This window comes from Devosia sp. (assembly GCF_965229025.1).
Classification (GTDB): domain Bacteria; phylum Pseudomonadota; class Alphaproteobacteria; order Rhizobiales; family Devosiaceae; genus Devosia_A.
Window position 1 is genome coordinate 3,911,609 of sequence record NZ_OZ245853.1, and the last position, 24,453, is coordinate 3,936,061.

The window sequence follows — 24,453 nt, forward strand, 5'->3', positions numbered from 1 at the left end:
GCGGAGACCATAGATCGCGCGACTGTCAGAAACCGGCAGTGGTCAGCGGCGGCGGTAGTCGCCGTCGATCATCTTGCCGCCATCAGGGGCGCGGGCATAGACCGGGGCACGCTTGGGCAGCATCTTGACGATCATGCTGACCAGCAACGGCACGACGATGAAGTCGTCGACCCAGCCGAGGAACGGTATGGCGTCAGGAATGAGGTCGATAGGGCTCACGAAATAGAGCGGCACGATCAGCATCAGCGCCTTCAGATAGAGCGGTGTCTCGGGCGCCAGAAAGGCACGCCACAGGGTCACCAGTTCGGTACGGAAGGTCAGGAGCCGGGTGAGGAGTGATGTGTTACGCATGACCATCAGATGGTCTCCGATCGGCGCGGCTTCAAGGGCGAAAGCCGATCACAAGCCTGGCACAAAGTGCCGCAGCACCAGCACGGCCAACACCACGAAGATGAAGAGGTCCGACACCATCGCGATGGTCTCGTTTGTGTTGCGATGCGCGTTCCGCCAATGCTGCCACCCGGCAAGACCGTAGAACAGTCCGCCTGCGACGGCCGCAGGCATCGCCCAACCTGGGTAGACCAGCGAGAGTAGCGCGATGAGCCCGCCCGAGAGGTTCCAGAAGCCGAGTTCCTGAACGATCTTGCCGGCCTTGGGGTCGTCGATCTCGAAGATGTCCTTGGCGGTAAACTCCGGCTTCGCGATCTGGCGGATGCCGGCAATCGCGAGCCGCGCGCCGACACCCCAGAAGACGAACCATTTCAGCGCCAGCGTCCAGATGTCGAGGCTACTGCCCATCATGGCCTCACCGATGGTTGAGACCAAAGGCAGCACCAGCATGAAACCGAGGACGACGGTGTAGTACATCACTTCAGCCCTGCGCGTTCCTTGAGCAGCTTCACGATAGCCATCGCATGGCCGTGGCCGAGCTGGTAGTCGGCCTTCAGCCAGTCGGTGATGACGGTGGCCTTGGTGCCCGGCTTGGTCAGGCCCTTTTCGGTGGCGAGCTTGATGAAGCCCTCGGGGCTGACGCCGGTCTGCTTTTCGATGTTGTCTAGATAGGCCTGAAAACTCATTTGCGCACTCCTTGTCGGCAAAGCTAGCGCATCAGTGGGTCTTGGCAAGGCTCAGGGGGCGGGGAGGGGGCCGAGTTCTGGCCAGCCATCGGCAGACCAGCCAAGCGGCGCGACTTGCAGCCTTGGGGCGCCGCCCTGGCGATCGTCGTAATAGTGGAAGGCGAGCCATGGTTTGGCCGCGACCATGAACACTTCCTGACCGCCCGGGCCGCGATAGGGGCTTTGGCCGGCGAGCAGCAGCGTGCCGCCGCCATCGGTGAGCGCCTTGCCGTCGCGATCGAGATAGGGGCCCTCGACCTGGTCGGAGCGCCCGACGCGGATATTATAGGTGCTGGAGGTGCCGCGGCAGCAGGCATCGAAGGAGACAAAGAGATAGAACTTGCCCTCATGCTCGAGCAGTGCGGGCGCCTCGATGGCGCCGCCGCCGCGCGAGGCGATGCGGACGGGTGGGCTGTCGTTGCTGCGCTTGCCGGTCTTGGGATCGAGGGCCACCAGCCGGATACCATCCCAGAACGAGCCGAACGCGAGATAGGCCTTGCCAGCTGAGTTGATGCGGAACGGGTCAATGGCGTTGAAATTGTCGCCCGCGTGGGAGCGCAGGACGAGGCCCTGGTCGGTCCAGCCCTCGGAGGGCTTGCTGGTATCGAAGGTCGGGTTGGTCATCAAGCCGATGGCGCTGTCGTTGCGGCCGAAGCTTGAGGCGGAGTAGTAGAGATAGGCGACGCCACCTTCGGTGGAAATCGAGGGGGCCCAGATGTTCTTGGGTTTGTAACCGAGCTCCGTTGCAATCCACGCTGGCAGGCCGCCGGGGATGGCGCCGGTTTCCTGCCAGTCGATACCATCGGGCGAGGTCTTGGTGCGCGGCATGCCGCCATCGGAAGCGCCCTCGACGCCAGTGGCGAACGAGGCCCAGCCGGTGTCGGTGACGATCACAGAGGGATCGTGGATGGCAGTGATGCCGGTAAGGTGCGGCATCGGGTCGGCAGCGAAGCTTGCGCCGCTCCACATCATGATCGCCAGCGCCAGTATCATCCGCAGCATCTCAGTCTCCTCAGCAGCGGCGGCGTGCCGTTGGCCGCATTGCGCTTGTCATCAGGCAAGCTTATGTCTTTGCCGCAATACGAGGTGATCCCATGACAGCAGCACGCCGGCAAGCCGTGGGCGTCGATGTTGGTGGCATAAAGGTCGGCGGCGGCGCCCCGATCGTCGTCCAGTCGATGACCAATACCGACACCGCCGATATCGACGCGACGGTCAAACAGGTCGGCCAGTTGTGGCGTGCCGGCTCGGAGCTGGTGCGGATCACGGTGGACCGCGACGAGGCTGCTGCGGCCGTGCCCCATATCCGCGACAAGCTCCGCGCCCGCGGCGTCACCGTGCCGCTGATCGGCGATTTCCACTATATCGGCCACAAGCTCCTGACCGATCACCCGGCCTGCGCCGAGGCGCTCGACAAGTACCGGATCAACCCGGGCAATGTCGGCTTCAAGGCCAAGCGCGACACGCAGTTTTCGACGCTGATCGAACTGGCCATCCGCTATGGCAAGCCGGTGCGCATCGGGGTCAACTGGGGCTCGCTCGACGAAGAACTGCTGACCCGGCTGATGGACGAAAACTCCGTCTCCGCCAACCCGATCTCGGCCGCTGCGGTGCAGCGCGAGGCGATCATCCAGTCGGCGCTGCTCTCGGCCCAACGTGCCGAGGAGATCGGGCTCGGCCGTGACCGGATTATCCTTTCGACCAAGGTGTCGGACGTCCAGAACCTGATCTCAGTCTACCAGGATCTCGCCGCCCGCTGCGATTATGCGCTGCATCTGGGGCTGACTGAGGCGGGCATGGGCTCAAAGGGCATCGTCGCGTCGTCGGCGGCGATGGGGATCCTGTTGCAGCAGGGGATCGGCGATACCATCCGCGTGTCGCTGACGCCCGAACCCAATGGCGACCGCACCAAGGAAGTCATCGTGGCGCAGGAACTGCTGCAGACCATGGGGTTCCGCCAGTTCCTGCCGGTGGTTGCTGCGTGCCCCGGCTGTGGGCGCACCACGTCGAGCACCTTCCAGGTGCTGGCCAAAGAGATCCAGGATCACCTTTCAAGCTCGATGCCCGAGTGGAAAGAGCGCTATCCCGGCGTCGAAAACCTCTCGGTCGCGGTGATGGGCTGCATCGTCAACGGGCCGGGCGAAAGCAAGCACGCAAATATCGGCATCTCGCTCCCCGGTACCGGCGAGACCCCGGCGGCGCCGGTATTTGTCGATGGCCAGAAAGTCGCGACGCTGCGGGGCGCTGACGTCGCCCAGCAGTTCAAGGGCATGGTGGCGGACTATATCGAGAAGAAGTACGGCGCGGGCAAAGTGGCGGCGGAATAAGTCCTGCGGGTCCGGACAGGTGACCTAGCCTGCCTGTGATTTCTCCTCTTCCAGTTGCGCCAGGTAGCTGCGGAGCAAGGCGGCGCGGCGGGGGCGGAAGCTGGTGCCTGCGGGTTCGACTTCGCTGATCCGCTCGAGGCGGAACATGCGGAATGCCTCACGGAGGCAGCACCAGGCCAGAAGCGTCAGGGTGCGATCGGAGTAGACGATGGCGAGGGGGTGGATGGTGCGCCTGGTGAGCGCACCGCTCTTGTCGGCATAGTTTATCTTGAGGGACCGCTCCTCCCAGCAGGCCCGTCGGATCGTGTCGATATCGAGCGCCACGGGGTAGCGCGCATCCGGGCGATAGACCTGCGAGATGGCGTGGAACAGGTGCTGCTCGCGGTCGTCGGGCAGGGTGGCAGCAACCTTTGCCAGAACGGCGGTAGCCGCGCGAGCCAGAGCCGGGTCGCCCATGTGCTGCACTTCGGCCAGGCCAAGGGCGATCGCCTCGATTTCGGTGCGGTCGAAGGTCTGCGGTGGCAACGCGTAATCCTCGACCAGCCGGTAGCCGTAGCCACGCTCACCATCAATCCGGGCTCCTGCGGCCCTGAGGCTGTCGATGTCGCGATAGAGCGTGCGCAACGACACTGCCGTTTCCTCTGCCAGCCGCGTGGCGGTGATCGGCGCGGGCATGACGCGCATCGCTTGCAGCAATCGGAAAAGTCGGTCGGGTCGGGCCATCACGCAACTGACGGAAAATGGCAGTTGGCCTCATTTATATCCGGTTCCGGCAGATCAACAACAAGGAGCCAGACATGACGATCAAGACCGTGACGCACCTCAATTTCCGCGGGCAAGCCCGGGCCGCCCTAGAGTTCTACCAAACGGTGTTCGGCGGCGAGCTGATGGTGATGACCTACAAGGAGGCCAATGCGGTTCAGGCACCAGAGGAGGCCGAGCAGGTGATGTGGGGGCAGGTCGCCGCCAGCAACGGCTTTCAGGTGATGGCCTATGACGTGCCCTCGCGGCTCAGTTACGACCGAGGCGAGATTCCGTTTTTTGTCTCCGTAAACGGTAATGCCGCCGAGGAGATTTCGGACTTCTGGGGCAAGCTCTCGGATGGTGCGACCATCATAGCGCCGCTCGCCCCGTCCGGCTGGTCGCCGCTCTATGGCATGCTGAAAGATCGCTTCGGCGTCACCTGGGTGCTGGATGTCGCAGTGGCTCACCCGGCCGGGTGACCGGCACTACGGAAGTGCCAACCGCTTGCTGAGCACCACGTTGCGATAGTTGGTGTGCAGCCACTGGGCGTGTTCGATGAAGCGGTAGCCGAGCCGAGTGTACCAGGCGACCAGATGGGTCGCGGGCTCGGCCGTATCGAGGGCCAGTTCGCGGGCACCTGCCGCGATAGCGAGGTTCTCGGCGCGCGCCATCAATTGGGCGCCGAGGCCTTTCGACTGCAAGCGGGGTTCCACCGCAAACTGTGCGATCGAGGCAATGTCGGCCAGATCATACCAGGGACATCCCTGGGTCTGGCCGGCGTTCTTGAAGAGGATTGTGCCGCAGATGGTGTCGTCCATCACTGCGACAAGGCAGGTGCCCTGCGAGATGCGGTGGCGCGTGTCATCTTCGGACTGGTGCGTTGCCCAGAAGCGGAGCCCCATGGCGGCGAGCGGCGCGTAGGCCCGATGCAGCAGATCGGTCAGCTCGGTGATCGAATCTGAGGGGGCCAGCGGCCGGATCGTCACATCAGACATTGCAAAGCTCTACTTGGGTGGCGGGAGTATCGCACGAGGACATCGCGGAACGGCGGTGGGCTAGCCGACCACCGGCTCCAGCAGTTCGATACGATTGCCGAAGGGGTCGGCGAGGTAGGCGCGATCATACCCTGGGAGCGGCTCATCTGTGACCGGCGGGTAGCCGGCTGCGGAGGCGGCGGCAAGGAGCGCCGGCAGGTTGCTGACCAGAAGCGCTGGGTGTGCCTTCCGCGCCGGACGGAACTCAGCCTCCACGCCCAGATGCAGCTTGAGGCTGCCCGCTTCGAACCAGACACCGCCGCGTCTGGCGAGATTTGCGGGCTTCACGACTTCGCTGAGACCGAGCAGATCGCGATAGAAGGCGCGGGCGCGGTCTTCCTCGCCCGCCGGCATGGCGAGCTGCACATGATCGAGAGCAAGAATAGAAAAAAGCATCGGCAATCGTCCTTCGGGCAAAGCGTCGGCATGGGCCATGAGGGCGTCGCGGTCAACACCCGAGCCGCTACTGCGCCGCTGCTCCCTTGTGGGACTCTTTCACATGGGGTGGCCTTTGGCGCGCGGGCCGGTTAGGAAACAGCCTCGTTCATCGAGGTTGCCAAATGATCATCGAACCCAAGATCCGCGGTTTCATCTGTACTACGGCCCATCCGGTGGGCTGCGCCACCAATGTGCAGCGCCAGATCGACCATGTCGTGGTCAAGGGCCCGCTGCGGCAGGGGCCGCGCCGGGTGCTGGTGCTGGGCTGCTCGACCGGCTACGGGCTGGCTTCTCGCATTGTCACAACGTTTGGCGCGGGCGCCGATACGGTCGGTGTGTCGTTCGAGCGCGAGCCGGGCGAGGCCAAGACCGCGAGCGCCGGCTGGTACAATAACCGCGCCTTTGAAAAGCGCGCGGAAGCTGCGGGCCGGAGGGCCGTGACCATCGAGGGCGATGCGTTCTCCGATGCGATCAAGGCCGAGGCGATCGCCGCGATCAAGACGACGCTGGGGCAGGTGGACATGGTGGTTTATAGCCTTGCCTCCCCGGTGCGCACCGACCCCAAGACCGGCGAAACCTATCGCTCGGCGATCAAGCCGTTCGGCACCAAGGTGCGCTCGAAGACGCTCAATACCAGCACCGGCGAAGTGACCGAAGTCGAGGTCGAGCCAGCGTCTGACGCCGAGGCGGCCGCGACGGTGAAGGTGATGGGCGGCGAGGACTGGGAACTCTGGATTGCCGCGCTGAGCGAAGCCGGGGTGCTGGCCGAGGGCTTTACCTCGCTCAACTACACTTACCTCGGCAGCGAGCTGACCTGGCCGATCTACCACAAGGGCACGTTGGGCAAGGCCAAGGCCGATCTCGACCGTGCCGCGACCGCGATCCGCGCTGTGCATGGCGACAGTTCAGCCTATGTGGTGGCACTGAAGGCGGTGGTGACGCAGGCGAGTTCGGCCATTCCGGTGGTGCCGCTCTACGGCACGGTGCTGCTCAAGGTGATGGCTGATATCGGGCTCGGCGAAGGCTGCATCGAGCAGATCGACCGGCTGTTCCGCGAAAAGCTCTTCACACCGGCACTCGATGACGGCCACCGGCTGCGCGTCGATGACTGGGAACTCTCGGACGCGGTGCAGAACGAGATGAAGGCGCGCTGGCCCAAGCTCAGCACCGAGACCCTGCCGGACCTCGGCGACCTGCCGAAGTATCAGGCGGAGTTCTTGAAGCTCTTCGGTTTTGGCCTCAGCGGCGTGGACTACAGCGCTGATCTTGATCCGCGGGTTGTGGGCTGAGCGGCCGTCTTCGATACTTCGTCGGCCTCCTCGCGACAGAAGGAAGGCCCCCTCATCCGGCGCTGCGCGCCGACCTCTCCCCCAGAGGGAGAGGTGAGTTGGGGCACGAACGCGCCACCTCGTTACCTCTCCCTTTGGGGGAGAGGTCGGCCGCAGGCCGGGTGAGGGGGCCTTTCTGGCCTCTGCTATAGCTTACTCCGGCACGTCGCAGGCATCGGCCCAGGTATTACCGCAGAGCGCGACGAGCCGAGAGACGGGCAGGCGGACTGAGGCGTGAGTGTCGCCACCGGCGGGGATGACCTCGTCGTAGATTTTCAGCGACACATCGCAATAGATCTTGATTGGCGCGGGCAGGCCGAAGGGGCAGACGCCGCCGACCTGATGTGAGGTCAGCCGCAGCACGTCTTCGGCGCCCAGCATGCGCGGGCGGCCACCAAAGGCCTGCTTGGCCTTGGCGTTGGAGAGCCGGGCATCGCCGCGGGTGACCAGCAGGAACTCCTCGTCGCCCACCCGGATGGCGAGGGTCTTGGCGATCTGGCCGGGTGCTACGCCATGAACTTCTGCAGCAAGCTGCACGGTCGCCGTACTGGTGTCGGTGACGATCACCATGAGATCGGGGGCACGTGCCGCGAGGTCCGCCTTTACGCTCTCAAGGCTCATTCAGCTCTCCCGTTCTGCAAAGAACCGCGCCGTGGCGCGCAGGCCCGTGGCTTCGTCGCCAAACGGGGTCAGTGCGCTCAGCGCATCATGGATCATCTCGCCCAGCTGTCGCTGCGCCGCCTCGACGCCAAGGCGCGCGACAATGGTCTGCTTGCCCTTGTCCGCATCCTTGCCGGTCGCCTTGCCGAGCGCAGCCGCCGAGGCGGTGACGTCGAGCAGGTCGTCGGCCAGCTGGAACGCGCGGCCGGCGGCTTCGGCGTATTCGGTGAGGTGGCCGAGGGCCTCGTCGCTGGCGCCGCCGAGGATGGCGCCCATCCGCACTGCAGCGCGGATCAGGGCGCCGGTCTTCATGGCGTTCATCTGGGCAATGGCGCGCTCGGCAAGAAAGCTGGTCTCGCCCTCGATATCGCGCATCTGGCCGCCCACCATGCCGCCTGCACCGGCACCGGCGGCGAGTTCGGCGACGAGCCGGATGCGGGTGTTGGCGTCAGGGTGCGTGGCAGCATCGGCCAGCACCGAAAAGGCGTGGGTGAGAAGCGCATCGCCGGCAAGGATGGCGGTCGCGTCGTCATAGGCCTTGTGGACGGTCGGCTGGCCGCGGCGGAGATCGTCGTCGTCCATAGCCGGCAGGTCGTCGTGGACCAGCGAGTAGCAGTGGATCATTTCCACTGCCAGGCCGGCGCGGACCGTGGCCTCGGGCGCAACGCCAAACACGCCGGCGGCCTGACGTACGAGGAGCGGGCGCAGGCGCTTGCCGCCGTTGAGGCTGCCGTGGCGCATGGCTGCGAGGAGGCGCCGGGGCGGGACGCCGGGGCCGGAGAGCTGGGCCTCGACAAGCAGCGTATCGAGCGCACGCTCGATCTCTGCGGCGCAGCTTTTCAGTTCGTCTTCAAAGGAGTAGATCACGGCGGGGTCCGGGCTGGGGCAGGCGGTTGTAGCGGATTCCGGGCCAGAGAGGAAAGAGCGCGTGAACAGGGGCCATTTCGCCCCTTCCCAAGGGCGAATTTCTCCTCTATAGACCCCGCAATTCCCGACAGACCCTGTCTGTTAGACGCCGGAACGCCTTCGGCGACACGTGATTGAATAGGAGTTACGACCATGGCAGTGCCAAAGCGCAAGACCTCGCCGATGAAGCGTGGGTTCCGCCGCTCCGCCGATGCGCTCGCGATCCCGGCTTATGTCGAGGATAAGGATTCGGGTGAGCTGCGTCGTCCGCACCACGTCGACCTGAAGACCGGCATGTATCGCGGCCGGCAGATCCTCGCGCCCAAGAAGGCCTGACGCCTTCGGGCTCAGCTCGGCTTGACAACGACCCGATAGATTTCCCGGCCGGCCCTCACAAAGGGCTGGCCGTTTCCTTTTGACTGATCAGGAGAGTGTGCATGGGCACGCGCGTTGAATCGGACTCCATGGGCACCATCAATGTGCCGAGCGAGAAGTATTATGGGGCGCAGACCGCCCGCAGCCTCGCCAACTTCGATATCGGCGGCGAGAAGATGCCCACCGAGATCATCCGCGCCTTCGGCATCCTGAAAAAGGCTGCGGCGCTCGCCAATCACAAGCTGGGCCTGCTGCCCTCCGAGCTGCGCGACCTGATCGTTGCGGCGGCCGATGAGGTGATCGACGGCAAGCTCAAGGACCATTTCCCGCTCGTTGTCTGGCAGACCGGCTCGGGCACGCAGTCGAACATGAACGTCAACGAGGTGATCAGTAACCGCGCCATCGAGATGGCCGGTGGCACCATGGGCTCGAAAAAGCCTGTGCACCCGAACGACCATGTCAACATGAGCCAGTCGTCGAACGATACGTATCCGACCGCCATGCACATTGCGGCGGTCGAGGCGATCGAGGGGTATCTCGTGCACCGCGTCATGCTGCTGCGCGATACGCTCGACGATAAGTCGAAGCAGTTCATGGATGTGGTCAAGATCGGCCGCACGCATCTGCAGGACGCGACGCCGATGACGCTGGGCCAGGAGATTTCCGGCTGGGTGGCGCAGCTCGACCTGGCGCTGAAGGCGATCCATGTCACCCTGCCGCAGCTTTATGAGCTGGCGCTGGGCGGCACCGCCGTCGGCACGGGGCTCAATGCGCATCCCAAGTACGGCGAGACTGTTGCTGCCGAGATCGCGACGCTGACCGGCCGGCCGTTCATCACGGCGCCCAACAAGTTTGCCGTGATGGCGGGCCATGACGCGTTTGTCGGCACCTCCGGGGCGCTGAAGCAGTTGGCTGTGGCGCTGATGAAGATCGCCAACGACGTGCGCTGGCTTGCCTCCGGTCCGCGCTCGGGGCTGGGTGAGATCACAATTCCCGAAAACGAGCCGGGCTCGTCGATCATGCCGGGTAAGGTCAACCCGACCCAGGCGGAGGCCACCACCATGGTCGCCGTGCAGGTGATGGGGAACGACGCGGCGATCGGCATTGCCGCCAGCCAGGGCAATTTCGAGCTCAACGTCTTCAAGCCGGTGATCGCCTACAACTTCCTGCAGTCGGTGCGGCTGCTGGCTGATGCGGCCAAGAGCTTCAACGACCATTGCGCCGTAGGAATCGAGCCCGACCGGGCGCGGATCAAGGAGCATCTCGATAACTCGCTGATGCTGGTGACCGCGCTCAACCGCAAGATCGGCTATGACAACGCGGCCAAGATCGCCAAGAACGCCCACAAGAAGGGCACCACCTTGCGCGAGAGCGCGATCGAGCTGGGTCTCCTGACCGGCCCCGAGTTCGACGCGGAAGTGAAGCCAGAGCAGATGGTGGGCCCGCTCAAGGTCTAGGACGGAAACGGAGCGGCGCAAGCCCGAAGATCGGGGCAAAGTGCTACCAAAGGTCTAGCCACTCGCGCCGGGCTTTGGCATTGTCCGCCCACCTTGGGAAGTGGAGCTGCTCACGATGTCAGACAACACGGTATTGGTGTCACGCGGCAGCCGTCGCAGCCGCGGTGCGTTCATTCCGCCGCTGCTGCTGATCCCGCTGATCGCCTATAATTTCTTTGCCTTCCTGTTCATGCAGGGCAGCCCTTCGGGCTGGGCGGCAAAGCTGATCGAAATCCCGATGGTTTCGGGGCTGCAATGGGTGCTGACGGCCGGCGATTTGATGCTGGTCGGAGGGCTGGTGTGCCTGTTCTTCGAAGTGCTCAAATCCACCAATATCGGCCGTGCCTCGGTGGTCGAGCACATGCTCTCGACTGTGGTGTTCGTGATCTTTCTGGTCGAGTTCCTGCTGGTCGGCGCCGCTGCCAGTTCGGTGTTCTTCATCCTGATGATGATGGCGATCTTCGATGTCGTGGCGGGCTTTACCGTCTCGATCAGCGGCGCGACGCGCGACGTCTCGGTCGACTGAGGCGGCCCGCGTCAGACGATGACGGTGGTGCGGTAGCCGGCGGGCATGCGGCGCACGGCCATGCGAGCGCTTTTTTCGTAGGCGGTCACGGCGCTATCGGCCGGCGAGCCCACGGGCGTTTCATGCCAGCCAAGGTGCTGGTGCTCTGCAATGATCTGGCTGACAAAATCGGCGCTCGGTGCGGTGCGCGAGAAGGTGCGGCGGTCGCCGGTGCGACGATCGGAGTGCTTGCTGGTCTCTGTTCCGTCACTGGCCATCGTCGCCATTCCTTCCGCCACTGGGTGTCTGAAGGCCGCCTGGGCTTCGAACAGACAACTCCGTTGCTGGCTAAAGGTGCAACGTTTTGAGGGTGATTTCGCCTCAATAGTATCTAAATGGTTAATCGCATGACGTGGCGACGGCTGCCCGCGGAGCCGATTTCGGTGAACCCCAGGCTCTCAAAGACCGGCACGAACCCCATGAAGCGATAGCTCGGGGAGTCGGGATCAACGGGGTAGGCTTCGATGATCGACGCGCCACGATCTGCCGCGTGGGCGATCGCTGCCGTCAACAATTGCTGCGACAGTCCTTCGCCACGCCGGTCCCGGCGCAGGTAGAGGCAGGCGATCGACCATATGGTCTCGCCAGGCTTGGTCGCAGGTCCGCCGAGCTCGCGGTAGGTCTCACGTGGCGCGACCGAGACCCAGCCGACCGGTCCGTTTTCGCCATAGGCGAGGAGGCCCACGGGCACACCCCGCGCGATCCGGTCCAGCATGAAAGGGCGGCGTTCCGACCCTTTCTTGACCTTTGCCTCTTCGGGGGTGACGCGCCAGGCCATGCACCAGCAATAGCTCGGCCCACCCGATCCCGAGAACAGGGCGACGAAGTCGTCAACCGTGCTGCTATCGACCGGGCGGAAGGTGAGCGTCACGTTGCCTTGAAGTCGTCCTTGGCCTTGCGGAGCGCGGCGAACACCAGCTCTGGCGCGGCATCGGGGGCGAGGCCCATGGCTTTGGCGAGAACCGGCTGGTCGGCGCGGAGGAAGGGGTTGGCGGCCTTTTCGATGCCAAGCCCCACCGGAATAGTTGCCTGACCGGATTCGCGCAGGCGCTTGACCTCGGCGGCGCGGATGTTGAGCGCGGCGTTGCGCGGATCGACGCTCAGCGCGAACTGGGCATTGGCGAGGGTATATTCGTGCCCGCAATAGACCAGCGTGTCATCGGGCAGGGCGCGCAACTGTAGCAAGCCTTCCCACATCGGGCCGGGCTTGCCCTCGAACATGCGGCCGACGCCCAGCGAGAACAGCGCATCGGCAGAAAACAGGTGCCGGCCGGCCGGGTCGTAATAGGCGATGTGGCCCAGCGTGTGGCCCGGCGTTTCGATGATGATGAACTCGGTCTCCCCGAGTTTGACCACATCGCCACCGGCGACCAGCACTTCGAGCCCGAGGATCTTGCTGGCTTCGGCGCGCGGGCCGGTGATGGTGGCGCCGGTTTCGCGCTTGAGGAGCGGAATTCCCTCCACGTGGTCGGTGTGGTGATGCGTGATGAACACATCGCTGATGGTCCAGCCACGACGCGCCGCCGCCTCGCGGATCGTCTTGCCGTCGGGGGCATCGATAGCCGCGGTCTTGCCGGTCGCCACATCGTGCACGAGATATCCAAAATTGTCGGAGCGTGCGGGAAAGATGTCGATCAGCAGGGGCAATTGGTGGTCTCCGTTCGGGCGCGTGGGTCGTGCTGGCGTGACAGGGCACACCGAAGCATGACAAAGTCTAGATAAGGATTGAGGGCAAAGCCATGACCCCCGACGTCGCGCGCCTGATTGCTTTCTACAAGTCCCCTTTGGGTAAAATTTCCCGTGCCTTGTTGCGCGAGGAGATCCTGCGGCTCGCTGGCAATGTGCGCGGGCTCAGGGTGCTGGGGCTCGGCTTTGCGACGCCCTATCTGCGTTTCACGCTCGAAAAGGCGGAGCGCGTGCTGGCGTTCATGCCGGCCCGGCAGGGATCATCGGCATGGCCGCGCGAGGGCCCGTCGCACACTGTGCTGTGCGATCCGCTAGAAATGCCGCTCACCGATTCTGCCGTCGACCTGGTGATCGCCGTCCATGCCTTTGAACATGTCGCCGATGCCGAGGAACTGATGCGGGAGTTGTGGCGGGTTACGGCGCCCGGCGCGCGACTCATCGTCGTGGTGCCCAAACGGCGCGGCATGTGGTCGGCGGCCGATAACACGCCCTTCGGCGATGGTTACCCGTTCTCGCGCGGGCAGATGGAGCAGTTGCTGCGCGCCCACAGCTTCGTGCCCGAGCAATGGCGCGATGCGCTTTACCTGCCGCCCTACCAGCACCCGTTGCTGCTCAAATCGACGCGGTTCTTCGAGCGCGCCGGGCGCCTGTTCGGGCCCACTTTTGCGGGCGTCCTCTGCGTCCAGGCGCGGAAGGAACTGTTCCCTGCGGTGCCGAGGCGCCGCAAGGCGGAGCGTTACGTGCGCGTGCCGGCTATGGCGCCGCAGGCAGCGATGGAAATGCCGGAACGCTAGATCGCGCTGCCGGCGTCGGCGCTGGGGCTGACTTTCATGGCCACATTACCGGACCAGGGCTCGGTGACCCCGCGGCCACCGCCGAGGTCTTCGAGCAGCGGTCGCAGTTTGTCGAGGCTGGCGATCATCTGGGGGCGGGCGCCGGCCATGGCGGTCATGCTCTCCCATTCGCCGACGACGCAGAAGTCCCGTTCGCCGGTCTTGACGATCCAGAAGCTGAGGCCCCCGGACCAGGTGGTGAGGTCGAGTGCCTGGTGCAGGGCGACGAATTCCTGTTCCCGGCCCGGCTTGACCCGCATATGCACGATGTTCATCGCCGTCATAGGTTCCTCCCTTGGGCGCGATCAGTCGTAACACCGCCACTCTAGCAGATCGGGCGTCGGGGCGTTTGGGTTTCCTTTGCCATCGCCAGCCCGTTTCTCTATGGTCCGCGCGGCTTTAATCCAGTTTTGAAGACCTGATGCCGACACCTGCTTCCCGCCCCGTTCCGCAGCCCGGAATCCTGAAAATTGCGCCCTATGTGCCCGGCAAGTCTGCCGCGCCGGCGGGGGTGACGCCCATCAAGCTTTCCGCCAATGAATCCCCGCTCGGCGCGAGCCCCAAGGCGATCGAGGCGCTGCTCAAGGCTGACGAACAGCCCGAGATCTATCCCGAAGGCACGTCGCGCATTCTGCGTGAGGCGCTGGGCGAGGTGCATGGTATCGATGCTGAGCGGATCGTCTGCGGTAACGGCTCGGACGACCTTCTGCACCTTCTCGCCCAGTGCTATCTCGGCGATGGTGACGAGGCGGTGATGGCCCGGCACGGCTTTTCGGTCTACCCGATCGTCACCATGGGCGCCTCGGCCGAGATCATCATGGCGCCCGAGACCGACTATCGTGCCGATGTGGATGCGCTGCTCGGCGCGGTGACGGCAAAGACCAAGGTGCTGTTTCTCGCCAACCCGAACAACCCCACCGGCACGTACCTGTCGGGCGCAGAATTGACGCGGCTCCATGCCGGGCTGCGTCCGGATATCCTCTTCGTCCTCGACAGTGCCTATGCCGAGTATGTGACGGCGGAGGATTATGCCGTCGGCATCGAGTTGGTGGATCGCGCCGAGAACGTGGTGATGGTGCGGACCTTCTCGAAGATGGGGCTCGCCGCGTCGCGGATCGGCTGGATGTATGCGCCCGAGCATGTGGTCGATGTTGTCAACCGCATTCGCGGCCCGTTCAACGTCAACCGGCCGGCGCAGTTTGCGGGCGCCGCTGCGGCACGTGACGTCGCGTTCACCGCCCGGCTCCGCGCCTACAATGCGAAATGGCGCAGCTGGCTGACGCGGGCACTGGCGGGCAATGCCATCCGCGTTGTGCCCAGCGAGGCCAATTTCGTCCTCGCGCTGTTCGAAGATGCCGCGACCAGCCGTGCTGCGTTCAACGCCCTCTTCGCTGAGGGCTTGATCGTGCGCGAGATCGGGGTCTATGGCATCGAGAACGGGCTCAGGATTTCCATCGGACCGGAAGCGGCGATGCGCCGGCTGGTCGACGTGCTCAAACCATTCGGTGCGCCGGGGGCGACAGACTGATGTTCAACAAACTTGCACTGATTGGCATTGGCCTTATCGGCTCGTCCATTGCCCGGGCTACGCGGCTCAAGGGGCTCGCCAAGACCATCGCGATTTCCACCCGCAAGGAGGAGACCCTCGAGGAAGCGCGGGCGCTGGGGCTGGGCGATACGTATACGCTCGATGCTGCCGAGGCGGTGCGTGGCGCCGATCTCGTGATCCTCTGCATCCCGGTTGGTGCCTACCTGCCGGTGATGGAGGCAATCCGCGATGCGCTGGAGCCGGGTGCGATCCTTTCCGATGTCGGCTCGGTGAAGGGCCAGGTTATGGCAACACTCGGGCCGCTGGTTCCCAAGGGGGTGCATTTCATCCCCGGCCATCCGATCGCCGGTACCGAGCATTCCGGCCCGGCCTCGGGCTTTCCGGAGCTGTTCACCGGCCGCTGGTGCGTGCTGACGCCGGCACCAGGTACCGACCCCGTGGCGATCGACCGGCTGACGTCGTTCTGGGGCGCGCTTGGCTCCAATGTCGAATGCATGGATGCGGCGCACCATGACCTGGTGCTGGCGATCACCAGCCACGTGCCACACCTCATCGCCTACAATATCGTGGGCACGGTGGCCGATCTCGAAGCGGCGACGCAGTCCGAAGTGATCAAGTTCTCAGCCTCGGGCTTCCGAGATTTCACCCGTATTGCCGCGAGCGACCCGGTGATGTGGCGCGACGTGTTCCTCACCAACCGTGACGCCGTGCTCGAAATGCTGGGCCGGTTCCTCGAAGATCTCAGCCAGTTGCAGCGCGCCGTGCGTATCGGCGACGGGCCGGGGATGGAGGCGCTGTTCACCCGCACCCGCGCCATCCGCCGCTCGATCATCACCGCTGGCCAGGAGACCGCTGCGGCAGACTTTGGACGTCCGCATGGCAATGCCAGTGCGGTGCCCGAGCCGGTAGCCGAAGTGCTGTTCCGCGAACATGGCGGCGGCGAAGACGCGTGAGGCACTGATCCCCCTTACCTCTCCCTTTGGGGGAGAGGTCGACCCCTTGGGTCGGGTGAGGGGGCCTTTGCCCAGGTCAACGAGGAAGGCCCACTCACCCGGCGCTGGCCCTCACCTCTCCCCCAAAGGGAGAGGTGAGGGCCAGCGTCTGCGTCAAAACAGCGGCGGGATTTCCAGAACCGGGACGGCCAGCAGCTTGAGCTGACCATCGACGAAGCTCATGGCATTGGAGAAGCTGCCGTCGGCTTCCGGCTTGCCCTTGAGCGCAATCAGTTGCAGCGGCGGCATGAGGCCGGCGAAGCGGTCGAGCACGCCCTTGGTGACGTAGGTGATCTCGCCGGCGACGAGCCCGGCCTCGGTCAGGTGGGCGTTGCCCTTGATCTCGAAGCGTTCGTCGGGCTGCGGCTGGGTGCCTGCCAGCTTGACCAGCGTCAGGGTGCCGCCCGCCGCCTGCCAGTTCCGGACCGCGTTGGGGTCGGTGAAGGCCTGGAGGTCATCAGGGAGGCCTGAGACCTGCGCGTCGAGGCTGCCCTCGCCGGCGGTGATCTGGAAGGCCGGGGCGACGAGGCCCTTGACGTTAAGATAGGCGGCGAGGCCAGCAAGGCCCTTGGTCTTGTCATGGAGCTCCGGAATATCGACCAGGTGCGCCTCGATATGGTCGGCCTTGGCCTGCAGCACCGGGGTCACCACGGTGTCGTTCCACACAATGCCATCAGCCAGCACGGAAATCCGGCCGATGCGCCAGCCTTCGCCCGAGAGCCCTTTGATCAGGTCGCGCGCCTCCAGCCGGGCGCTGCCTTCAAACCCGGTGAAGTCGAACTGGCTCTGGCTGCCGGTAAAGGCATTGGCCATGGTGTAGGGCGAGCGGGCCGAAAAGATCACGTGGTTGGGGCTGTAAGTGAGCACCGAGGCCTTGATGCCGTCGACGGTGATGGTCTCATCGCCGGAAACGAGTTGGGCCTTGTCGCAGGTGAAATCGAAACGGAAGGGGTAGCCGGAGACGTTGAACGTGCCGCAGGTCAGCTGCGGGGCGGTCTCGCCGTCGTTCTGGGCCAGGAGTGCCACCTGCTGGCGGGCCTGATCGGCGGCCCAGAACCAGCCGGCCGTCCACAGCGCCACCACGATCAACACGGCAATCCCGAGGCCGATGATCTTCCGCACGATCAGTTCTCCCATTCCGGCGCAAGCGTTGCGCGCGGCGGACCGTACCGATAGGAACGTGACCACGGCAAGGCGGTGCAGCGCTCATGCAGCAGAAAACCACGCATTGGGTGTTCGGCTACGGCTCGCTGATCTGGCGGCCGGGGTTCGCGTTTATCCGCAGCACACCGGCCGTGCTTGCCGGGGCGCATCGGCGGCTCTGCGTGTTCTCCCTTCGGCATCGCGGCACGGCGGCGCAGCCGGGGCTGGTGTTCGGGCTGGTGCATGGCGGCTCATGCCGCGGCATGGCCTTCGAGGTCGATGACGCGCGCTGGCCCGAGGTGCAGGTCTATCTGCGCGAGCGCGAGATGGACAATGGCGTCTATCGCGAAGCGATGCGCTCGATACGTCTCGCCGGTGGTGGCCGAGCCGAAGCGCTGGCCTTCCTCGTTGATGAAAGCCATCCCCAATATGCCGGGCGGCTCGATGTGATGGAGCAAGTGCGGCTGGTGCGGCTGGGTGTGGGGGAATCCGGGGCCAATCCGGAATATGTGCTGGAGACGGCAAACGGACTCAAGGCGCTCGGCATTCGCGACCGCTATCTCGATGAGGTGATCGCGGCGCTGGGGCAGGCGGACCTGCCGATGGCGCCAACCGCCTGATCAGGCGAGCGCGAGGCCGAGCACCGGCTCCCCGCCTTCGAGATCCCAGACGATGGTCATGCGCGCGACTTCATCGCCGCTGGTTTCGACATGGAATACCCGGTCGGCGCAGGTCAGTGCCAGCCGGAAGCGCGCCCGGCTTTCGGAATCGTTGACGACCTCGCGCGAGGAGCCGGCCCAGAGCACGTTGTGGCCGAGCGCAATCAGGTAAAGCTCGTCCCCTACAAGGGCAAAACGTTCGATGTTCTCGGACGACAAGGCATAAAAGCGTCCGGAGCGGCCGCGCCAGTTGACGGGGCGGCTGGGAGCGCTCTGCAGCAGTTCGCGATCGAGTACCGGCACCATCCCACGCTCCCCAAGGTTTACCAACAATGAGAACAAAAATAGAACGAAATTGTTGGTGATGTCAAGCCCGCCACAGCCCGATAGCTATATCTATGGGCTGCGTCGGGTCAGAACGTCAAGATGTAGGGGTTTGTGCGGCGTCAGGCGCTATCCCTTGCTTCAGCGCCTCAAGCTTTTCGCGTAGTTCCGGCGAGATCGGACGGCTCAATCCTTCGTCATAGGCGGCTAGGATCAACTGGTTGCTGCCGGTCTCGATAGCGCTGACCAGCCGCTCGCGGAACTCGTCTGCAGGCAGACCCGGCTGGATCGCCGGCAGGAAGCGGGCCCGTGCAGTTCCGGGCCAGATGACGAGGCTGTGGCGGCCCCAGAACAGGCCCGAGTTCAGCGCCACCGGTACCACCGGCACGCCCAGTTCCTCATACATCCGCACGATGCCCCATTTGTAGTCGTGCTCGGCGAGCGGTGGCTTCCGGGTGCCTTCGGGGAAAATAATGATGCGGGCGCCGTTGGCGAGGGCGCGCCTTGCATCCTCCATCAGGGCGGGGATCGCCTCGCCGCCGAGCGAGCGGTCAATGCGGATGGTGTCAAAGCTCATCGCGGCCTGGCCGAAGAACGGGATATCCATCAGCTCCTTCTTGGCGATGAAGGCGGGCCGGCGGGCGCCTGGGAGGATGGCGAAAATGTCCCAGTCGCTCATGTGCTTGCTGGCGATGATGCAGGGGCCGGGCGGGATGTTTTCCTCGCCTGCGACATCGGTCTTGACCCCAGCAAGCAGGCGTAGCGCCAGGATATGGGAGTGGATCCAGTAGAGCGCCAGCGTCCAGCCAAAGCGGGTGCGGCGGTTGGTGATCATCGCCGTGACGCCGATGACAATGGCGAGGATGGCGGTCTGCACATAAAACACGGCGTAAAACAGCAGAGAGCGGATCGCCTGGCCGAGCATTGGTCTTCCCTTTTCTCGAACGCGCGATGGCGACCCCTATGAGGTCTTGCGCAGGAACCGCCTCACCGTCAGCCGCGAGGTGATGGCTGTCATTGCCGCGATCACAGGGATGACGGCGAGGATGCCGAGCATGCCGTCGATCCCCAGCGCGAAACGGCCGAAGAGGATCCCCAGTTGCTGGTTGGCCTCCTGCGGGACCATCGAGCCGGCGGCGAGGCCGACGAGGATGAAGAATGCGATCGCGCCGATGCCGCCGATGAGCCCACCGCGGAAGCCGATGGTCAAAAACCGGCCCTGGAATTCGCCGGCGATGAAATTGTTCGAGGCGCCGATGAAGTGCAGTACGTCAACGATCTCGCGGTTCGAGGCCATGGTGCCGCGGGTGGCAAAGATGATTGCCAGCACCGTGGCGGTGACGATCAGCGCCAGCACCAGGAGGCCCGAGGCGACGATGGTGCCGGCCATGACATTGAGCTGCTGACGCCAAGCGGCGTGGGTATCGAGCGTCGCGCCCTTTACCGCCGTGAGGTCCTTTTGGAGCTTCGGCAGATCAGCTTCGGCGGGATCGCCGAGCACCACGACCACAAGGCGCGGGATATCGATGGCGCTGAGGTCGAGGCCCTTGCCAAGCCAGGGCTCCAACAGCTTTTCGCTTTCTTCGAGCGTCAGCGCGCGGGCCGAACTGACGCCCGGCGTCGCTTCAGCCAGCGCCACGGCGGTGCGGAGGTTGCTGTCCATCACCTCGCCCTCGACCGGGCGGAGCTGGATGGTCACCTCGCGACCGACATCGGAGGACCAGGCGATCGCCGATTTCTGCACCAGCACCACGCCGCCCAGCGTCACGCCGGAGAGGAACGTCATGATGGCAATCAAGAGCACCAGTGTGCGGCCGGAGACCGAGCGTTCAGGCACAATCGGGGCGCCGCGGTCATGCGGGGCGAGGCCGGGGAACTTGAGGCCGAACAGATTGGGCAGGCGCAGTTCACTCACTGAACAGCACCTCGCCATTGTTGAGGATCATGCGCGGGAACGGAAAACTGTCGAGCAACGGCAACTCGTGGGTGGCGAGAATGATCGTTGTACCCATCTTGTTGAGCTCGGCAAACAGCCGCACCAGCCGCAGCGAGAGCTCCGGGTCGACGTTGCCGGTGGGCTCGTCGGCGAGGAGAATATCGGGACGGCCGATCACGGCGCGGGCAATGGCGGCGCGCTGCTTTTCACCGCCGGAAAGCACCGCCGGCAGCGCCTCGAGCCGCTCGCCGAGGCCGACCCATTGCAGCAGTTCGGTGACATTGGCGCGGTAGCTGCTTTCGGGCTCACCCAGAACCCGAAGCGGGAGCGCCACGTTTTCGAATGTCGTCAGGTGGTCGAGCAGGCGGAATTCCTGGAACACGATGCCGATGTGACGCCGCATCTGCAGCAGCGCATCCTGATCGAGCGAAGAGGTGTCCTTGCCGAACAGCGTCACGTGCCCACGCGTCGGGCGGAGCGACAGCAGCAGCAGTTTCAGCAGCGAAGTCTTGCCTGAACCCGAAGGGCCGGTAAGGAAATGAAAGCTGCCCGGCTCGATACGGAAGTTGAGATCGCGCAGGATCTCGGGGCCCTGTCCGTAACGGAGGCCGACATTGGAAAACTCGATCACCGGGCAGTCCGCTCCGAATCAATTGACGGCATCATAACAGCCATGTCCGCCCTGCTGCGCTTGTTGGGCCGAAATGCAGCCAAATCTTGATTTGGCGGCGAGAGATGCCGCCTGGTTTGAGGAAACTTAACTCCCCATGGCTAGGTTTGGGCCATGCGTTCTGTTCAGCCCGCAACCATTGTCATTGCGTGCCCGCATTGCGGGACGCGCTACCAGGTGCCCCCCGAGACTATCGGAAGCAAGGGGCGCAAGGTCGCGTGCGCGCATTGCGGCGAGTCCTGGCAAGCCGAAATGCCTCCGCCGCCGCCACCGGTTGAAGATGACCGGCTATTTGACCCTGCCGAGGAAGAAAAGCTCGATCGCGAACTCGATGCCGAGGCGAAAAAGGCCATGGCGGGCATCCCGGCCGGGCTTCGTGCGGTGATGCCCGAGGGCAAAGTGCCGCCGCCGGAAGTGGTGCGCTCTATTGCCGAGATCAAGAAAGCGCTGCTGCCCAAGCCCAAGGTCAAGACAGCTGCCAAGGACGCGACAAAGGCGGCCAAGGACAAAAAGGACCTCAAACCCACCAAGAGCCGCATCGACAGGCGGCAGATCGAGCTGTCGCGCGACCTGCCGATCGCACGGCTCCGCCGTGTCGCCCGGATTGCGGCACTCTCGGCGCTGGCGCTGGTGGTTGGCTCCGGCTTCCTGTTCCGCACCGATATCGTCCGCGCGGTACCCGCCATGGCCGGAGTCTATTCGGCGTTGGGGATCGGGGTCAACGTCATCGGGCTCGATTTTTCAGACGTCACCACGGTCAAGAGCCACAAGGATGGGGCCGACCTGATCACGGTGACGGCCCGCATCTATGGCGTCGAAACGCGGCATCTGACGGTGCCGCCGGTGATCGTGACCTTGCTCGATGAGCACGGCAAGCCGCTCTATCAGTGGAGCGTCACCCCCAAGGTGCGGGATATCGAGCCGGGCGAAATTATCGATTTTTCAGCCGAACTCGCCTCTCCGCCTCCTGCCGCGACTCGGGTTAAGCTCAGTTTTGCAGGCGGCGTCAGCCGTCCCGAAGCCCCTATTTCTCCGGCAGCCGACACTGCGGCTGACGGTATGTCCTCCGCACCGGCCGACAGCGTGCATGGCGACAGCCCGGCCGCGACGCCTACCGAAGCACCAATTGATACTCACACCAGCCCCGAGGCAGCGGCCCACCATGGCTAGAATCCTGATTGCCGAAGACGACGACAATGTGCGCGCCTTCGTTGCCCGCGCCTTGGCCCATGCAGGTCACGAGGTGGTGGAAGCCGAGGATGGCGGGCTCGCGTCCGAAGTGATGCTGGAAGAAGCGGGCCGGTTCGACCTGCTGCTCTCCGATATCAAGATGCCGGTGATGGATGGGATCGCGCTGGCGCTCACTGTCGCCGCGTCCTGGCCAGAGGTCACCATCATGCTGATGACCGGCTTTGCCGACCAGCGCGAGCGCGCCCACGGCCTCGATTCGCTGATCTACGACGTCATCCCCAAGCCCTTCAGCCTGCAGGTGCTGATGGACAAAGTCGCCGACGCCCTCGCCGGCCGCCCGCCGGAGATCATTTCGCTGGCCCGGCAGGCGATGCAGGGCTGATCTACGGCGATCAAGCCGCCGACGACAGCCGGAAGTCGAAGTGGATGTCGTCGTAGGGAAAGACGATCTGCCCATCCTCAGTCTTTTTCAAAAGACCGTTCTTGAGCAGAGCCGTTACGTCGGTATGGACGCCCTTGAAGTCACGTTCGACCCGCCGGGCGACATCGCGGATGCTCAGCGGACCTGTGCCCGTCATGGCGCGGATGATGGCCATGCGATTGGGCGCCAGGACCTTGTAGAACAGCTCGTATGAGACAAAGCCAATCCGCGGCACCGGATCTACCTCGCCGCGCTCGATCATCTCGACGATTTCCCGGTGCGATTGCTCGACGGGTTTGATCTCAATCACCACGGTTGTCATCGATCCACCTCGCTACGTCTGCATCAAAATCATGGAACAGCGCACGCACACCCGAAAACACGTACGGCTCCTCCAACGAGCCGATGTGCCGGTGATCGCCCTTGCCGGCTTCGTTGTCGTAGCGCAACACGCACTCACCATTGGCGACCAGCGCCAGCCGGTATTTGAAGTGGTGAACGCTGCCACGAAGTGGGACCGGCACACGCCAGACAACAAGCTACTGCAGCAGATCTGGCTGCAGGAACTCACGCCGGTTCACGACCTCGATCGCATCCATCCGGGCAAGTGTACTAGCAGCGGGTTTTGATGTAAATGATTACATCACACCCAGTCGGGCACGCTGTCCAGCGCGATCAGCTCGGCGATCGACTTGCGGGGGCGGATGACGTGCCACTTGGCGCCGTCGACCAGCACTTCGGGGATCAGCGGACGGGAATTGTAGGTTGAGGCCATTACCGCGCCATAGGCGCCGGCGGACATCACGGCGATCAGGTCGCCTTCCTTGACGCCTTCGATTTCGCGGTCCTGGGCGATGAAGTCACCGGTTTCGCAGACCGGGCCGACGATATCGGCGGTAATCCGCGGCAGGTTGGAATGCACCACCGGTTGCAGGTCGTGGTGGGCTTCATAGAGCGTAGGGCGGATCAGGTCGTTCATCGCCGCATCGACGATGACGAAGGTCTTGGCGCCCTGCTTGACGAACTCAACCTTGGTGACGAGGATTCCGGCATTGCCGACGATCAGCCGGCCGGGCTCCAGCACCAGCGACACGCCCAGCGGCGCGATGTGCTTTTTGACAATTGCCGCATAGGACATCGGGTCGGGCGGCGCGTCTTCGTCGAAATGGTAGGGGATGCCGAGGCCGCCGCCGACATCGACATGGCGAATATCATGGCCGGCGGCCTTCAGCTCGCGCACCAGGTCGGCCAACAGCGCAAAGGCGTTGTCGAACGGCGCCATGTTGGTGATCTGGCTACCGATATGCATGTCGACACCGACCGCACGGACGCCGGGGAGGGCGGCGATGCGGGCATAGACGTCGCGGGCGCGGCCATAGGGGATGCCGAACTTGTTCTCTGCCTTGCCGGTCGAAATCTTCTTGTGCGTTCCCGCATCGACATCGGGGTTGATGCGCACCGAGACGGGCGCAGTCATCCCCATCGAAACGGCGACATCGCTCAGCCGTTCGAGCTCGGGCTCGCTTTCGAGGTTGAAGCAGTGGATGCCCAGTTCCAGCGCCCGGCGCATCTCGGCAAAAGTCTTGCCGACACCAGAGAACACGATCTTCGAGGCCGGGATACCCGCTGCAATGGCGCGTTCGAGTTCGCCGCCCGAGACTACGTCGGCGCCAGCGCCTTCGCGCGCCACCACCTTCAGCACAGCCTGGTTGGAGTTGGCCTTCATCGCATAGGCGACGAGCGTGTTGATGCCCGCAAACGCCTCACGCATCACCCGCACGTGGCGGCGGAGCGTTGCGGCGGAATAGACATAGAACGGCGTCCCCACCGTTCCGGCGAGCGCCGTGATATCAACGTCCTCGGCAAACAGCTTGTCGCCGCGATACTGGAAATGGTGAACCAAGCTACGCCCCCTGCCCCCTCTTACCTCTCCCCTTGAGGGAGAGGGTGCCCGAAGGGCGGGTGAGGGGAAGTCTCACAAAAACTGCCCCTCATCCGGCCTTAGGCGCGCTATCGGGCGCCACCTTCTCCCGCGAGGGCGAAGGGCAGTGGTGGGTCGCC

The 24,453-nt window shown here is 64.4% G+C and carries 32 protein-coding genes and 2 pseudogenes; 13 read left to right on the forward strand and 21 right to left on the reverse strand.

Annotated features, from left to right (window positions below):
• Positions 1 to 42: 42 nt before the first annotated feature.
• Genes ACO06J_RS18965 through ACO06J_RS18980 form a run of 4 tightly spaced genes read right to left on the reverse strand, consistent with a single transcriptional unit; the run spans position 43 to position 2,117 of the window.
• The gene (locus tag ACO06J_RS18965; protein WP_421762273.1) at positions 43 to 351 is read right to left on the reverse strand and encodes a YkvA family protein; all 309 of its coding nucleotides are present in this window, start codon (positions 349 to 351) and stop codon (positions 43 to 45) included.
• Between the two features lie 48 nt (positions 352 to 399).
• Positions 400 to 867: a DUF6790 family protein gene (locus ACO06J_RS18970; protein WP_421762274.1), complete on the reverse strand. Its 468-nt coding sequence runs from the start codon at positions 865 to 867 to the stop codon at positions 400 to 402.
• Positions 867 to 1,076: a DUF4287 domain-containing protein gene (locus ACO06J_RS18975; RefSeq protein ID WP_421762275.1), complete on the reverse strand. Its 210-nt coding sequence runs from the start codon at positions 1,074 to 1,076 to the stop codon at positions 867 to 869. Before ACO06J_RS18975 ends, ACO06J_RS18970 begins: the two co-directional genes overlap by 1 nt.
• Before the next feature lie 51 nt (positions 1,077 to 1,127).
• Positions 1,128 to 2,117, reverse strand: coding sequence for an arabinan endo-1,5-alpha-L-arabinosidase (locus tag ACO06J_RS18980; RefSeq protein ID WP_421762276.1), 990 nt, complete (start codon positions 2,115 to 2,117; stop codon positions 1,128 to 1,130).
• Between the two features lie 92 nt (positions 2,118 to 2,209).
• Between ACO06J_RS18980 and ispG the strand changes: the two genes are divergently transcribed.
• Positions 2,210 to 3,442 carry a flavodoxin-dependent (E)-4-hydroxy-3-methylbut-2-enyl-diphosphate synthase gene (gene ispG / locus ACO06J_RS18985; RefSeq protein ID WP_421762277.1) on the forward strand — a complete coding sequence of 411 codons (1,233 nt, stop codon included), beginning with the start codon at positions 2,210 to 2,212 and terminating at the stop codon, positions 3,440 to 3,442.
• Between the two features lie 24 nt (positions 3,443 to 3,466).
• On the opposite strand, the gene ACO06J_RS18990 is transcribed toward ispG, so the two are convergent.
• Positions 3,467 to 4,165, reverse strand: a complete 699-nt coding sequence (locus tag ACO06J_RS18990; protein ID WP_421762278.1) for a helix-turn-helix transcriptional regulator — start codon at positions 4,163 to 4,165, stop codon at positions 3,467 to 3,469.
• A gap of 74 nt (positions 4,166 to 4,239) precedes the next feature.
• On the opposite strand from ACO06J_RS18990, the gene ACO06J_RS18995 reads away from it, so the two are divergent.
• Complete coding sequence (locus ACO06J_RS18995; protein ID WP_421762279.1) at positions 4,240 to 4,665, forward strand: VOC family protein; 426 nt, start codon at positions 4,240 to 4,242, stop codon at positions 4,663 to 4,665.
• Positions 4,666 to 4,671: 6 nt separating this feature from the next.
• Here the strand turns inward: ACO06J_RS18995 and ACO06J_RS19000 are convergent, their stop codons facing one another.
• Together ACO06J_RS19000 and ACO06J_RS19005 are read right to left on the reverse strand one after the other, a co-directional pair.
• The gene (locus ACO06J_RS19000) at positions 4,672 to 5,181 is read right to left on the reverse strand and encodes a GNAT family N-acetyltransferase (protein WP_421762280.1); all 510 of its coding nucleotides are present in this window, start codon (positions 5,179 to 5,181) and stop codon (positions 4,672 to 4,674) included.
• 60 nt (positions 5,182 to 5,241) lie between these two features.
• Entirely contained in the window at positions 5,242 to 5,616 is a 375-nt protein-coding gene (locus tag ACO06J_RS19005) for a VOC family protein (protein ID WP_421762281.1), read from the reverse strand.
• A 164-nt stretch (positions 5,617 to 5,780) separates the two neighbouring features.
• Between ACO06J_RS19005 and fabV the strand changes: the two genes are divergently transcribed.
• Entirely contained in the window at positions 5,781 to 6,947 is a 1,167-nt protein-coding gene (fabV, locus tag ACO06J_RS19010) for an enoyl-ACP reductase FabV (protein ID WP_421762282.1), read from the forward strand.
• Between the two features lie 192 nt (positions 6,948 to 7,139).
• Here fabV and ACO06J_RS19015 read toward each other — a convergent pair whose 3' ends face one another.
• Positions 7,140 to 7,607, reverse strand: coding sequence for a YbaK/EbsC family protein (locus ACO06J_RS19015; protein ID WP_421762283.1), 468 nt, complete (start codon positions 7,605 to 7,607; stop codon positions 7,140 to 7,142).
• On the reverse strand, positions 7,608 to 8,513 hold the full coding sequence (locus tag ACO06J_RS19020) for a polyprenyl synthetase family protein (protein WP_421762284.1): 906 nt from the start codon (positions 8,511 to 8,513) through the stop codon (positions 7,608 to 7,610).
• Between the two features lie 192 nt (positions 8,514 to 8,705).
• Here ACO06J_RS19020 and rpmF point away from each other — a divergent pair, with 192 nt between their 5' ends.
• The 3 genes from rpmF (at position 8,706) to ACO06J_RS19035 (ending at position 10,949) form a co-directional block, all read left to right on the forward strand.
• Positions 8,706 to 8,888, forward strand: a complete 183-nt coding sequence (rpmF, locus tag ACO06J_RS19025) for a 50S ribosomal protein L32 (RefSeq protein WP_421762285.1) — start codon at positions 8,706 to 8,708, stop codon at positions 8,886 to 8,888.
• 101 nt (positions 8,889 to 8,989) lie between these two features.
• Positions 8,990 to 10,384 (forward strand): class II fumarate hydratase, encoded by a 1,395-nt coding sequence (gene fumC, locus ACO06J_RS19030; RefSeq protein WP_421762286.1) that lies wholly within the window; start codon positions 8,990 to 8,992, stop codon positions 10,382 to 10,384.
• 115 nt (positions 10,385 to 10,499) lie between these two features.
• Entirely contained in the window at positions 10,500 to 10,949 is a 450-nt protein-coding gene (locus ACO06J_RS19035) for a hypothetical protein (RefSeq protein WP_421762287.1), read from the forward strand.
• A gap of 11 nt (positions 10,950 to 10,960) precedes the next feature.
• Here ACO06J_RS19035 and ACO06J_RS19040 read toward each other — a convergent pair whose 3' ends face one another.
• The 3 genes from ACO06J_RS19040 to gloB all read right to left on the reverse strand — a co-directional run bounded on the left by ACO06J_RS19040 (position 10,961) and on the right by gloB (position 12,635).
• A complete protein-coding gene (locus tag ACO06J_RS19040) occupies positions 10,961 to 11,206 on the reverse strand; it encodes a hypothetical protein (protein WP_421762288.1) in 246 nt (81 codons plus the stop codon).
• Between the two features lie 113 nt (positions 11,207 to 11,319).
• Positions 11,320 to 11,859: a GNAT family N-acetyltransferase gene (locus ACO06J_RS19045; RefSeq protein ID WP_421762289.1), complete on the reverse strand. Its 540-nt coding sequence runs from the start codon at positions 11,857 to 11,859 to the stop codon at positions 11,320 to 11,322.
• Positions 11,856 to 12,635, reverse strand: coding sequence for a hydroxyacylglutathione hydrolase (gene gloB, locus ACO06J_RS19050; protein ID WP_421762290.1), 780 nt, complete (start codon positions 12,633 to 12,635; stop codon positions 11,856 to 11,858). The genes ACO06J_RS19045 and gloB overlap by 4 nt, the downstream gene beginning before the upstream one ends.
• 92 nt (positions 12,636 to 12,727) lie before the next feature.
• Here gloB and ACO06J_RS19055 point away from each other — a divergent pair, with 92 nt between their 5' ends.
• On the forward strand, positions 12,728 to 13,468 hold the full coding sequence (locus tag ACO06J_RS19055) for a class I SAM-dependent methyltransferase (protein WP_421762291.1): 741 nt from the start codon (positions 12,728 to 12,730) through the stop codon (positions 13,466 to 13,468).
• Here the strand turns inward: ACO06J_RS19055 and ACO06J_RS19060 are convergent.
• Positions 13,465 to 13,791 carry an antibiotic biosynthesis monooxygenase gene (locus ACO06J_RS19060; protein ID WP_421762292.1) on the reverse strand — a complete coding sequence of 109 codons (327 nt, stop codon included), beginning with the start codon at positions 13,789 to 13,791 and terminating at the stop codon, positions 13,465 to 13,467. The genes ACO06J_RS19055 and ACO06J_RS19060 overlap by 4 nt on opposite strands.
• Before the next feature lie 137 nt (positions 13,792 to 13,928).
• Here ACO06J_RS19060 and ACO06J_RS19065 point away from each other — a divergent pair, with 137 nt between their 5' ends.
• Together ACO06J_RS19065 and ACO06J_RS19070 are read left to right on the forward strand one after the other, a co-directional pair.
• The gene (locus ACO06J_RS19065) at positions 13,929 to 15,035 is read left to right on the forward strand and encodes a pyridoxal phosphate-dependent aminotransferase (RefSeq protein WP_421762293.1); all 1,107 of its coding nucleotides are present in this window, start codon (positions 13,929 to 13,931) and stop codon (positions 15,033 to 15,035) included.
• Positions 15,035 to 16,009, forward strand: a complete 975-nt coding sequence (locus tag ACO06J_RS19070; protein ID WP_421762294.1) for a prephenate/arogenate dehydrogenase family protein — start codon at positions 15,035 to 15,037, stop codon at positions 16,007 to 16,009. The genes ACO06J_RS19065 and ACO06J_RS19070 overlap by 1 nt, the downstream gene beginning before the upstream one ends.
• Positions 16,010 to 16,162: 153 nt before the next feature.
• Here ACO06J_RS19070 and ACO06J_RS19075 read toward each other — a convergent pair whose 3' ends face one another.
• The gene (locus ACO06J_RS19075) at positions 16,163 to 17,170 is read right to left on the reverse strand and encodes a DUF2125 domain-containing protein (protein ID WP_421762295.1); all 1,008 of its coding nucleotides are present in this window, start codon (positions 17,168 to 17,170) and stop codon (positions 16,163 to 16,165) included.
• Between the two features lie 86 nt (positions 17,171 to 17,256).
• On the opposite strand from ACO06J_RS19075, the gene ACO06J_RS19080 reads away from it, so the two are divergent.
• On the forward strand, positions 17,257 to 17,811 hold the full coding sequence (locus ACO06J_RS19080; protein WP_421762296.1) for a gamma-glutamylcyclotransferase: 555 nt from the start codon (positions 17,257 to 17,259) through the stop codon (positions 17,809 to 17,811).
• Here ACO06J_RS19080 and ACO06J_RS19085 read toward each other — a convergent pair whose 3' ends face one another.
• The 4 genes from ACO06J_RS19085 to ftsE all read right to left on the reverse strand — a co-directional run bounded on the left by ACO06J_RS19085 (position 17,812) and on the right by ftsE (position 20,741).
• Positions 17,812 to 18,156, reverse strand: coding sequence for a hypothetical protein (locus ACO06J_RS19085; protein ID WP_421762297.1), 345 nt, complete (start codon positions 18,154 to 18,156; stop codon positions 17,812 to 17,814).
• A gap of 115 nt (positions 18,157 to 18,271) precedes the next feature.
• Positions 18,272 to 19,099 (reverse strand): lysophospholipid acyltransferase family protein, encoded by an 828-nt coding sequence (locus ACO06J_RS19090; protein ID WP_421762298.1) that lies wholly within the window; start codon positions 19,097 to 19,099, stop codon positions 18,272 to 18,274.
• A 36-nt stretch (positions 19,100 to 19,135) separates the two neighbouring features.
• Positions 19,136 to 20,089, reverse strand: a complete 954-nt coding sequence (locus tag ACO06J_RS19095) for a cell division protein FtsX (RefSeq protein ID WP_421762299.1) — start codon at positions 20,087 to 20,089, stop codon at positions 19,136 to 19,138.
• Positions 20,082 to 20,741 carry a cell division ATP-binding protein FtsE gene (gene ftsE / locus ACO06J_RS19100; protein WP_421762300.1) on the reverse strand — a complete coding sequence of 220 codons (660 nt, stop codon included), beginning with the start codon at positions 20,739 to 20,741 and terminating at the stop codon, positions 20,082 to 20,084. Before ftsE ends, ACO06J_RS19095 begins: the two co-directional genes overlap by 8 nt.
• A gap of 153 nt (positions 20,742 to 20,894) precedes the next feature.
• Between ftsE and ACO06J_RS19105 the strand changes: the two are divergent.
• From ACO06J_RS19105 to ACO06J_RS19115, 3 genes and pseudogenes are all read left to right on the forward strand, one after another.
• Positions 20,895 to 21,017: pseudogene (locus tag ACO06J_RS19105) on the forward strand (zinc-ribbon domain-containing protein); the annotation flags it as partial.
• Positions 21,018 to 21,032: 15 nt separating this feature from the next.
• The gene (locus tag ACO06J_RS19110) at positions 21,033 to 21,950 is read left to right on the forward strand and encodes a hypothetical protein (RefSeq protein WP_421762552.1); all 918 of its coding nucleotides are present in this window, start codon (positions 21,033 to 21,035) and stop codon (positions 21,948 to 21,950) included.
• Positions 21,943 to 22,353, forward strand: coding sequence for a response regulator (locus ACO06J_RS19115; RefSeq protein ID WP_421762301.1), 411 nt, complete (start codon positions 21,943 to 21,945; stop codon positions 22,351 to 22,353). Before ACO06J_RS19110 ends, ACO06J_RS19115 begins: the two co-directional genes overlap by 8 nt.
• Before the next feature lie 10 nt (positions 22,354 to 22,363).
• Here ACO06J_RS19115 and ACO06J_RS19120 read toward each other — a convergent pair whose 3' ends face one another.
• The 3 genes and pseudogenes from ACO06J_RS19120 to lysA all read right to left on the reverse strand — a co-directional run bounded on the left by ACO06J_RS19120 (position 22,364) and on the right by lysA (position 24,295).
• Positions 22,364 to 22,714, reverse strand: a complete 351-nt coding sequence (locus ACO06J_RS19120; protein ID WP_421762302.1) for a transcriptional regulator — start codon at positions 22,712 to 22,714, stop codon at positions 22,364 to 22,366.
• Positions 22,695 to 22,931, reverse strand: a pseudogene (locus ACO06J_RS19125) (toxin-antitoxin system TumE family protein); the annotation flags it as partial. The gene ACO06J_RS19120 and the pseudogene ACO06J_RS19125, both read right to left, overlap by 20 nt.
• Before the next feature lie 104 nt (positions 22,932 to 23,035).
• Positions 23,036 to 24,295, reverse strand: a complete 1,260-nt coding sequence (gene lysA, locus ACO06J_RS19130; RefSeq protein WP_421762303.1) for a diaminopimelate decarboxylase — start codon at positions 24,293 to 24,295, stop codon at positions 23,036 to 23,038.
• Positions 24,296 to 24,453: the final 158 nt, after the last annotated feature.

Coding starts and splice junctions, on each gene's coding strand:
- ACO06J_RS19005 (WP_421762281.1), bottom strand. CDS start 5,616: ATGCTTTTTTCTATTCTTGCTCTCGATCATGTGCAGCTCGCCATGCCG.
- ACO06J_RS18970 (WP_421762274.1), bottom strand. CDS start 867: ATGTACTACACCGTCGTCCTCGGTTTCATGCTGGTGCTGCCTTTGGTC.
- ACO06J_RS19040 (WP_421762288.1), bottom strand. CDS start 11,206: ATGGCCAGTGACGGAACAGAGACCAGCAAGCACTCCGATCGTCGCACC.
- ACO06J_RS19080 (WP_421762296.1), top strand. CDS start 17,257: ATGCAGCAGAAAACCACGCATTGGGTGTTCGGCTACGGCTCGCTGATC.
- ACO06J_RS19120 (WP_421762302.1), bottom strand. CDS start 22,714: ATGACAACCGTGGTGATTGAGATCAAACCCGTCGAGCAATCGCACCGG.
- fabV (WP_421762282.1), top strand. CDS start 5,781: ATGATCATCGAACCCAAGATCCGCGGTTTCATCTGTACTACGGCCCAT.
- ACO06J_RS18980 (WP_421762276.1), bottom strand. CDS start 2,117: ATGCTGCGGATGATACTGGCGCTGGCGATCATGATGTGGAGCGGCGCA.
- ACO06J_RS18975 (WP_421762275.1), bottom strand. CDS start 1,076: ATGAGTTTTCAGGCCTATCTAGACAACATCGAAAAGCAGACCGGCGTC.
- ACO06J_RS19085 (WP_421762297.1), bottom strand. CDS start 18,156: ATGGTGCCGGTACTCGATCGCGAACTGCTGCAGAGCGCTCCCAGCCGC.
- ACO06J_RS19000 (WP_421762280.1), bottom strand. CDS start 5,181: ATGTCTGATGTGACGATCCGGCCGCTGGCCCCCTCAGATTCGATCACC.
- ACO06J_RS19065 (WP_421762293.1), top strand. CDS start 13,929: ATGCCGACACCTGCTTCCCGCCCCGTTCCGCAGCCCGGAATCCTGAAA.
- ACO06J_RS19090 (WP_421762298.1), bottom strand. CDS start 19,099: ATGCTCGGCCAGGCGATCCGCTCTCTGCTGTTTTACGCCGTGTTTTAT.
- ACO06J_RS18965 (WP_421762273.1), bottom strand. CDS start 351: ATGCGTAACACATCACTCCTCACCCGGCTCCTGACCTTCCGTACCGAA.
- ACO06J_RS19115 (WP_421762301.1), top strand. CDS start 21,943: ATGGCTAGAATCCTGATTGCCGAAGACGACGACAATGTGCGCGCCTTC.
- ACO06J_RS19015 (WP_421762283.1), bottom strand. CDS start 7,607: ATGAGCCTTGAGAGCGTAAAGGCGGACCTCGCGGCACGTGCCCCCGAT.
- fumC (WP_421762286.1), top strand. CDS start 8,990: ATGGGCACGCGCGTTGAATCGGACTCCATGGGCACCATCAATGTGCCG.
- ACO06J_RS19060 (WP_421762292.1), bottom strand. CDS start 13,791: ATGACGGCGATGAACATCGTGCATATGCGGGTCAAGCCGGGCCGGGAA.
- rpmF (WP_421762285.1), top strand. CDS start 8,706: ATGGCAGTGCCAAAGCGCAAGACCTCGCCGATGAAGCGTGGGTTCCGC.
- ACO06J_RS19110 (WP_421762552.1), top strand. CDS start 21,033: ATGCCTCCGCCGCCGCCACCGGTTGAAGATGACCGGCTATTTGACCCT.
- ACO06J_RS19035 (WP_421762287.1), top strand. CDS start 10,500: ATGTCAGACAACACGGTATTGGTGTCACGCGGCAGCCGTCGCAGCCGC.
- ACO06J_RS18995 (WP_421762279.1), top strand. CDS start 4,240: ATGACGATCAAGACCGTGACGCACCTCAATTTCCGCGGGCAAGCCCGG.
- ACO06J_RS19070 (WP_421762294.1), top strand. CDS start 15,035: ATGTTCAACAAACTTGCACTGATTGGCATTGGCCTTATCGGCTCGTCC.
- ispG (WP_421762277.1), top strand. CDS start 2,210: ATGACAGCAGCACGCCGGCAAGCCGTGGGCGTCGATGTTGGTGGCATA.
- ACO06J_RS18990 (WP_421762278.1), bottom strand. CDS start 4,165: ATGGCCCGACCCGACCGACTTTTCCGATTGCTGCAAGCGATGCGCGTC.
- ACO06J_RS19055 (WP_421762291.1), top strand. CDS start 12,728: ATGACCCCCGACGTCGCGCGCCTGATTGCTTTCTACAAGTCCCCTTTG.